Below are 7,406 nucleotides of genomic sequence, written 5' to 3' on the forward strand. Positions count from 1 at the left end.
GCGGATTTTCGCAGATTATAATTTAAAATTGATTCCGCGTTAATCTGCGAAAATCTGCGTTTTCTTATCATGTCTTACACACTTTCGTTTACACCGCAACAAAGGGCCAAATCAACGGAATAAGCCCTATCGAGAGTATCATTACGATAAGGTCCATAGGAAGACCGATTTTCACAAAGTCGGTGAACTTATAGTTTCCGGCACCTTGCACAATCAGATTTGTCTGATACCCAATTGGGGTGGCAAACCCAGCCGATGCGGCGATGCAGATGGCAATGAAGAACGGCATCGGGTCTACACCGAACTGCCCTGCGGTTTCCAACGCCAATGGGAAAGCGAGTGCAGCCGCGGCATTGTTGGTGATAAGTTCGGTCACTACAAGCGTGACGAAATAAAGCAACGCCAATGCTCCCCATGCACCCAACGAGCCGGACACACTCTTGATAAATTCGGCTATCAGTGCCGCCAAGCCCGATTCTTCCATTGCCGCACTGATAGCAAAAGCACAAGCAATAGTTATCAGGATATCCCAGCTGATGTATTTGGTGTATTTCTTGGGCGGGAATATCTTAAGCCAAGCCATTACGACCGCCGTGACCGCCGCAAAGAAGAACATATCCATCTTTACATTGGGGAAACTTTCTTGGAAATACGGAAGTTCGCCGATGGTGGCTCCGATAATCATGATAAGCAAGAGTGCCAAAGCCGTCCATTTCTTCCATTCCGGCATGGGGCGTGAAGGGATTTCCTTCCCGTTGGTCATCATCAAGAAGACCGAAGAATCCCCCCATGTCTTCGTGAAAGCGTCATCGGCAAGCAACACCAGCGTATCGCCTTCCTGCAAACGTACTTCGCCTAAATTTTCGGTAATCACCTGTCCGCCTTGGCGTATCTCTTTGATTTCGGCACCGTAGCGGCGCTTGAAGTCGAAGCTTTTCAATTTCCGTTTCAAGCCCGGAAAACGGGAAGCAAGCACCACTTCCACAATGTGTTTTCCGTTTTCTTCCGCCGCGTCCGCTTCTTCTTCCTCGAAATTATCGGGACGCTCGGCTGGAAGCAATTTCTTCGAAGTCAGGAAGATAAAGAGCAGCCCGACCACCGTAATGGGAATGCCGATAAAGGCAAGGTCGAACATCTTCAGCCCCGGCAAGCCACGGTCTATCATCATGCCGTGCACCACCAAGTTGGTAGAGGTGCCAATCAGGGTACACAAACCTCCTAAAATCGTGGCATACGACAAAGGAATGAGGAATTTGGTACACGACAAGCCCACTTTCTTCGCCCAATTCTTCACTATCGGGGCGAAAATAACCACTACAGGTGTATTGTTAAGGAAGGCTGAAACCGCACTCACCACCGGAAGCAGGCGAAGCTGGGCTTGCATCACCGTCATTTTCCGTTCGGGAAGGAGCTTCTTTATCACGGTCGCCAATGCACCGCTTTGGCGGATGCCTTCGCTCACCAGAAAAAGCAAGCCCACCGTAATCATGCCCCGGTTGCTGAAGCCTGCCACCATTTGTTTCGGGGTGATGATGCCCGCCGCCATGAACACCACGACCAGCGAGAGCAACACGATGCCCGGACGCATCTTGTCCATGATGAGGGCAATCAGCATCCCTATCAGCCCGACTAATACAAAAAGTATCTCGAAATTCATAAGCGTCTCTTTTTAGGGTAAGCGATAAACCACGGATTCAACAAATCCTCCTTATTATATAATAAAGGTGTATCGGGGTGCTCGGCTTGATATACCTCGCCTCCCGAAGCACGCACGATGGCATGGCCCGCCGCCGTGTCCCACTCCATGGTAGGAGCAAACCGGGGATATACATCCGCCTTGCCCTCGGCTATCAGGCACAATTTGAGCGAGCTTCCCCGAGATACCGTTTCTACTTTCGGGTATTTCCGTTCCATATCGGCGATAAAGCTTTCGGTCTCGGCATTCAGGTGCGAGCGCGATGCCACGATAATAAAAGCGTCACCGGAAACATCTGCGGAATAAGGCAGACGATGCGCGCGAGCCAACAAAGATTCGAAGGTTTCGTTTGCGTCTAATGCACGGATATGTTCCACTTTATAAGCACCCGACTCACCATCGGCAAAATAAAGTTCTTCTTTTACCGGGATGTAGATAACGCCCGCTTCGGGTTTCCCTTCGTTGACGAAAGCGATGTTTACCGTAAATTCCCCGTTGCGTTTGATGAATTCCTTTGTCCCGTCCAGCGGGTCGACCACCCACAAGGCTTTCCAGTTTCTCCGCTCTTCGGCAGGAATGGCTTTCCCTTCTTCGCTCAACACAGGATAGGGCAATGCCGACAAGTGGCTCATAATCACTTCGTTCGAACGCTTGTCGGCTATGGTAAGAGGCGAATTGTCCGCCTTCCGTTCTATTTCGAAGTCCGCATCCGGGTCGGTATATACTTTCATTATCGCTGCTCCTGCCTCTATTGCGGCACGGATAGCCAGCATCAATTCTTCTTTTTCCATATCTGTCTAATTTGGCGTAAAATAACAGCTTTTTCTTTTATTATCAATAGTCTATATCTCGTTTTTTGTGTCAATTGTCAATTGTTCATTCGCCAAAACCTCCACATGTAGTAAGCACAATGGGTGAACGCGAAAACGAAGGAGATGACAAGCAAAGTCTTGTCCGCTTCCCAGCCTACGGTCTGCTGGTGCCATAATCCCGTGATGACACTCAGCACCGCCAACACCAGCCCCAGCACGTTCAGTGCCGTATCTCCCTTGCGGTGTGCCCTGTCTGGTTCTAAGCAGCTATGCTTCCGCCCGTAGCAAGCATACACATCCAGTCCCGCCAGCATCCAGAGCACCAAGCGTATCCAGGTGTCCGCCGGAAGGAAACACATCATGCACAAACACGTCAGGATACCCATGATAGGCACGAACGGAACAAACGGAGTCTTAAACGCACGGTGTACATCGGGCATTGTCTTGCGCACGATGAGCACCGCCGCACATACCAAGGTAAAGGCAAGCAAGGTGCCGATGCTGGTCATCTCGCCCGCCACCTGAGCCGGGACAAAACCAGCCAAAAGGCTTACCACTATCATAAACAGGAAATTGCTATGCACCGGCGTGCGGAAACGCGGGTTGATGCGCGAGAAGAACGGAGGAAGCAGCCCGTCGCGGCTCATGCTGAGGAATACGCGGCTCTGACCGAGCAGGGTTACCATAATCACCGAACAATAGCCGAACAGGATGGCAAGGATAATCGCCTTGTTCAGCCACGGATATGCGGGGACGATAACCCCTTGGGCATCCGGCGTGCCCATGTGCTCGATAGCGACCGCCACCGGGGCGATGCCTTCTTGTCCGTCGAAGGCGGTATAGTGTGCCACACCCGTCATGACATGGGCAAACAAGATATACAATACGGTGCAGACCAGCAGGGAAACCAAAATGCCGATAGGCATATCACGCTTGGGGTTTTTCGTCTCTTGCGCCGCCGTGCTCACCGCATCGAATCCCAAGAAAGCGAAGAACACGATAGCCGCTCCGCGCAAGATGCCCGAAAAGCCGAACTCGCCTAACGTTCCGGTATTCTCCGGAATGTAAGGCACATAATTCTCCGCTTGGATAAACTTCCATCCTAAGAAAACGAAAACTAAAATCACGCTGATTTTCAAGAATACAATCAGTCCGTTGAAGAACGAACTGCCCGCCGTGCCCCGCATCAGAATCAGGCTCATTAACACTACGATCACCATAGCGGGAATGTTGACGATCCCCCCGTCCCACGGGCAAGCCGTCCATGCGTGAGGCAGGTCGATGCCCACCCCTTGAAGGAACACCACCAGATACCGGCTCCAACTGATGCTCACCGTAGTAGCCGCCACGGTGTACTCCAATACCAAATCCCATCCGATAATCCAGGCTATCAGCTCGCCCATCGTGGCATACGAATACGTATAGGCGCTTCCAGCCACCGGAATCATCGAAGCGAACTCGGCGTAACACAATCCCGCAAAGCAGCACCCGATAGCGGCAATGATGAACGAAAGCGTAATGGCAGGCCCCGTATATTCCGAAGCCACCGTTCCTGTAATCGAGAACAACCCCGCTCCGATAATTACGCCTACGCCCAAAGCCACAAGGCTGACCGGTCCCAATACCCGTTTCAAGGTTCGGACGCCCGTTTGTCCCGCCTCTGCCTGCAAGGCATCTATGCTTTTTCTGACGAATAATCCTTCCATTCTTTTGCTAATATTCTCTGATTCAAGCGGCAAATATAATATAAAAAAGCGAGAAACAGGGTATATAGATTGAAAAAGAGGCTGTCTCAAAATGAAAACCTATTTTGAAACACCCTCTAGTATACATTATTTTAATGCTCAATTACAATGGTTTGTATTCTACAAAGGCTTCCATAGCCTCATAGCATGCTAAACCCAGTTTATCATAAAGTGAGGCGGTTCCTCGGTTCCGGTCCTCGCTCCGTTGCCAGAATAACCGTTCATCGTTACCTAAGAAAGGTGCGCTTTCCATTTGTGATTGGTGTTTGAGAATGGAATTTCGTTTTGCACGGAGTTCCTCAGGGCTTAAAGGAACTGCCATTTCAATGTTTTCGATTTCCCATTCAGCCCATGCGCCTCGATATAACCAGATACGGCAATCCTTTAACCATTCCGCTCCGGCATTTTTTTCTTCATCAATAGCTGCCAGTACGGCATCGGTGCAGACGCGGTGTGTGCCGTGCGGGTCAGCAAGGTCGCCTGCTACATAAATTTGGTGTGGCTGGACTTCTTGAAGCAATTTTTGTACGATGTGTACATCGGTTTCGCTAATTGGGTCTTTCTCAATGCGTCCGGTTTCGTAGAAAGGAAGGTCGAGGAAATGTACGTGGCTGAGCGGAATACGGTTGTATGTACATGCCGTGCGGGCTTCTCCTCTTCGGATTAATCCCTTAATGGTCAGGATGTTGCGTGTGTCGATATCGCCTTCTTTCTTTTGAAGCAGGAATTGCTTGATATCGGCATACATTTTGCGTACTGTTTCATTTTGGTTGTTGTCGAATAATTGGTTGAATCCATTGATGAAATGCATGAACCGTACCACTTCTTCGTCCCCAACAGCAATGTTTCCTGACGTTTCGTAAGCGATGTGCACATCGTGTCCTTGTTGCACCAAACGGCGTATTGTGCCGCCCATAGATATTACATCATCATCAGGATGCGGCGAGAAAACAATTACACGTTTGGGGAATGGTTTGGCACGTTCGGGACGATAAGTGTCGTCTGCATTGGGCTTTCCTCCGGGCCAACCGGTAATGGTGTGTTGCAGATCGTTGAAAATCTTAATGTTCACGTTATATGCAGAACCATACAAGACAAGCAACTCGCTTAATCCGTTTTCATTGTAATCTTTGTTGGTCAATTTTAAAATGGGCTTTCCTGTAAGGAGGCAGAGCCATACGATAGCACTCCGGATGAGCTTGTCGGTCCATTCACAACTGGTCACGAGCCATGGACGTTGGATGCGTGTCAGGTGTGAAGCCGTTGGCAGGTCAATGCATACCGTGGCATTCCGGTGCATTTGTAAGTATGAAGCCGGGAGTGTATCCGAAATCTTATCTTCTACAGCCCGTTTGATAATGTCTGCCTTGTCTTCTCCCCATGCCAGCAAATATACGCGGCGGGTTTCCATAATCGTATTGATACCCATAGTGATAGAGCAGGGAGGGAGATTGTCAATGCCTAAATTATGAGCAGCCTCCGAGCGTGACGTGACGTCTACGAAGGTCAGTCGGGTAGCTGAAGAGGCGGTAGACCCTGGTTCGTTCATGGCGATGTTCCCTTCGCGCCCGATTCCCATAATGGCTATATCAATGCCTCCATACGTCTTGATGCGTTGCTCATAGAGAAGGCAATGGTCGATGACGGCATCTTGCGGGATTGTTCCGTTTAGCGTGAAAATATTTTGTGGGTCAATGTCTACTTGGCTCAGAAATAATTCGTTCAATTGTCCGATACTGCTGTTGCCTTGTTCGGTAAGCGGATAATATTCGTATAGGTTGAAAACCACGACATTACGGAAGCTGATGCCTTCTTCCTTATGCCGGCGTACCAATTCGGCATAAAGCGGGCGTAAGGAAGTGCCTGTGCCTAATGCTAATGTACAGAATTTCCCATCGTGTTGCCGTTCTTGTATTTTGCGGATAATATCTTCGGCAATGCTTCTCACGCCTTCGTCTACGGTTTCATAGATATTGGTCGGTATTTTTTCAAAACGGGTCAACACAGAACGGTCTATTGTGTTTTCTGGTTTGTAATACCGGGTCGATACCCGGTTCAAAGATATTTGTGAACTTAGATTTGTTCTCATAATTACATATAGATGGTTAATCTTGAAGTCGTTTTACTATGAAAATTACAGATTCTCTCGTTCGATGTCTTTAAAGTAGCGGTAGGTGCCTACTTTCAACTCATCGGTTGCTGCTTCATCGCATACGATTATGCCATGACGATGCAACTGTAGGGCACTGATAGTCCACATTTGGGTTACGCTTCCTTCAATGGCATGTTGCAAGGCACGTGCTTTATTATGACCGTTGCAGAGAATCATGACTTCTTGCGCGTCCATTACCGTTCCTACTCCTACGGTCAATGCTGTTTTGGGTACTTTTGCCGTATCATTATCGAAAAAGCGCGAATTGGCAACAATGGTATCAGTGGTCAATGTCTTGATGCGGGTGCGCGAAGTCAGGGAAGAGCCAGGTTCGTTGAAAGCGATATGCCCGTCGGGACCAATACCGCCCACAAACAAGTGGATTCCTCCGTATGATGCAATCAATTTCTCATAATCGGCACACTCGGCTTCCAAGTCTTTGGCGTTTCCGTTTAAGATGTGGATGTTCTCACGTGGAATGTCGATGTGGTTGAAGAAATTATTATACATAAACGAATGATAACTTTCCGGATGCGATTCGGGAAGCCCTACGTATTCATCCATGTTGAATGTTACTACATTTTGGAAAGAAACGACACCTTGTCGGTTAAGTTCAATTAAAGCCCGATACATGCCTAAAGGAGAAGATCCTGTGGGCAATCCTAATACAAAGGGACGTTCGGGAGAAGGAGAATATTGGTTGATTTTTTTGGCTACATAATTGGCAGCCCATGCGGAAAGTGATTGATAATCAGGTTCGATAATTACTCTCATAGTGGTTAGTTTTTAGAACTGTATGTTTGATATTAGCTTTTGTTTTTAGAATCGTTGTAAAGATACAAAATTTATTGCGTATAACCAACTGTTGATGGGGTTTAAATTGGGTATATTCTAAGAAACTGTTTTGAATTGATTCAAGAATAATGTTATAAGCATCTTCAGATCTCAAATCAGTCGGTCAATTGGAAAAATGTTATATCTTTAAAGGTACCAAACAATAA

Annotated in this window: 5 protein-coding genes; all 5 read right to left on the bottom strand. The window is 48.2% G+C overall.

The window, feature by feature from the left end; genetic code table 11:
- Nucleotides 1-88: 88 nt before the first annotated feature.
- The 5 genes from B5F91_RS11300 to nagB all read right to left on the bottom strand — a co-directional run bounded on the left by B5F91_RS11300 (nucleotide 89) and on the right by nagB (nucleotide 7,179).
- Nucleotides 89-1,657 carry an SLC13 family permease gene (locus B5F91_RS11300; RefSeq protein WP_087429193.1) on the bottom strand — a complete coding sequence of 523 codons (1,569 nt, stop codon included), beginning with the start codon at nucleotides 1,655-1,657 and terminating at the stop codon, nucleotides 89-91.
- Complete coding sequence (gene cysQ / locus B5F91_RS11305) at nucleotides 1,654-2,487, bottom strand: 3'(2'),5'-bisphosphate nucleotidase CysQ (RefSeq protein ID WP_087429194.1); 834 nt, start codon at nucleotides 2,485-2,487, stop codon at nucleotides 1,654-1,656. The genes B5F91_RS11300 and cysQ overlap by 4 nt, the downstream gene beginning before the upstream one ends.
- Before the next feature lie 77 nt (nucleotides 2,488-2,564).
- Nucleotides 2,565-4,214, bottom strand: coding sequence for an amino acid permease (locus tag B5F91_RS11310; protein WP_087429195.1), 1,650 nt, complete (start codon nucleotides 4,212-4,214; stop codon nucleotides 2,565-2,567).
- A 142-nt stretch (nucleotides 4,215-4,356) separates the two neighbouring features.
- A complete protein-coding gene (locus B5F91_RS11315; RefSeq protein WP_087429196.1) occupies nucleotides 4,357-6,342 on the bottom strand; it encodes a glucosamine-6-phosphate deaminase in 1,986 nt (661 codons plus the stop codon).
- A 45-nt stretch (nucleotides 6,343-6,387) separates the two neighbouring features.
- Nucleotides 6,388-7,179, bottom strand: a complete 792-nt coding sequence (gene nagB / locus B5F91_RS11320) for a glucosamine-6-phosphate deaminase (RefSeq protein WP_087429197.1) — start codon at nucleotides 7,177-7,179, stop codon at nucleotides 6,388-6,390.
- Between the last annotated feature and the right edge of the window lie 227 nt (nucleotides 7,180-7,406).

Origin of the sequence: Bacteroides sp. An322 (genome assembly GCF_002161765.1) — a bacterium.
In the GTDB taxonomy this organism is placed as follows: Bacteria; Bacteroidota; Bacteroidia; order Bacteroidales; family Bacteroidaceae; genus Phocaeicola; species Phocaeicola merdavium.